This window comes from Halorubrum sp. SP9 (assembly GCF_005435015.1).
GTDB lineage: Archaea > Halobacteriota > Halobacteria > Halobacteriales > Haloferacaceae > Halorubrum > Halorubrum sodomense.
Genome location: NZ_SGXU01000112.1, coordinates 1 through 1,312 on the forward strand (window position 1 = coordinate 1; position 1,312 = coordinate 1,312).

Annotated in this window: 3 protein-coding genes; 1 reads left to right on the top strand and 2 read right to left on the bottom strand. The window is 55.2% G+C overall.

The annotated features are described in order from the left end of the window. Nucleotides 1-233 precede the first annotated feature (233 nt). Nucleotides 234-398: a hypothetical protein gene (locus EXE45_RS20815; protein ID WP_158293470.1), complete on the bottom strand. Its 165-nt coding sequence runs from the start codon at nt 396-398 to the stop codon at nt 234-236. Between the two features lie 120 nt (nt 399-518). Here EXE45_RS20815 and EXE45_RS16680 point away from each other — a divergent pair, with 120 nt between their 5' ends. Continuing rightward, nucleotides 519-1,100, top strand: coding sequence for an HNH endonuclease (locus EXE45_RS16680; RefSeq protein WP_137694988.1), 582 nt, complete (start codon nt 519-521; stop codon nt 1,098-1,100). A 6-nt stretch (nt 1,101-1,106) separates the two neighbouring features. Here the strand turns inward: EXE45_RS16680 and EXE45_RS19795 are convergent. Next, nucleotides 1,107-1,312, bottom strand: a 206-nt coding sequence (locus EXE45_RS19795) for a hypothetical protein (RefSeq protein ID WP_158294298.1), incomplete at its 5' end; no start/stop codon positions are given.

Genomic DNA, 1,312 nt, shown 5'->3' on the forward strand with positions numbered 1-1,312 from the left:
GGTTTCCAACGCGGGACTGACAGCCCTTTGGACACAGCCCGAGACAAAGCGCACGCAACTGAGGACAATACCCGTTACTGGGAGGAGATTGCAGTTGTGTATTGACCCGAAGGGTCACTTCCCCCTGTGAAAGCACGCTGTGAAATCCAGTATCGTGAGCAAACGAAACCCCATCGCGTTCCGAACCGATGAGGCCCGGCTGGTTGACTTCGCGTTCGTCTGTGTGTTCGTATTCACAGCGCGCGCTGTACCAGCGGTGTGAAAGGCTCCGTTAAGAGCGACTTCACACCAGCGGCGTCATCGGATTTTAACCCGCTATGACTACCGAACATCAAATCTTCATCGACGTACCGGATGGTGAACAATACGATGAACTTCAGCGCATCAAACAACAGCACGGGCTGACGTGGCGCGGTCTCTTGCTACAAGGCGCGAACCGTATTGACGAACTGTAACACCGTCGCTACTCGTGTAGTGACGGCGACCCTCCATAGACTTCTCTTGGAGGTCTCCCCGCTATGACTAAATACAGAGACAAGCAGATACTCGAAGAATTGTACGTGGACAAGCAAATGACGATGGGCGAAATTGCCCGCGAGTTCGGATGTTCAACTCCGACCATCAAACGGTGGCTCGACTGGCACGGTATCCAGACGCGAAACCAAGCAGGAAACGGAAAACGACCGTGGCACAGCAAGGAACTGCTCAGGAAGTTACACGTCGAGCAGGGACTTTCTGTTGGTAACCTCGCCGAGCGATTCGGCTGTGACGACTGGACGGTCGAATACTGGCTCAGGAAATTCGAGATAGACGGACGCGAGCCGCCGGCTGGTCTATCAGATAGTCCTCCGACCAATCATTACTGGAGAGAAGACGGATACGAAGTCGTCTGCGCTGACCAGTTCGAAGTTCGCATCCACCGTCTCGTCGCTATTTCCGAGAACGGCCTCAACTTCGTGGAGGATTGGAGTCAGTATCACGTCCACCACAAGAACGGAGTCAAGTGGGACAATAGACCCGGAAATCTGGACGTGGTTACACCGGAAGAACACGGACGGATTCACAACCCGAAAACGAGGGAGAGAGCAACAGCGACGTAGCGGACTTCAGCGACTACAGCCGACATCCACGTACGCTTGTAGGAGAATACGCTTCGCTTGTTTGTCCCCGGCCTTCGAGACGGCCTCGTAGAGGCGTTCCACCTCGTCCTTCGAGAACGTCGCGAACGCCTCCGGCTCATCGGCTTCTTGCTCGTCGGCGTCGCTATTCGGGGAGGCCGCAGCACGACTACTCACGACACCAACGATGTTCT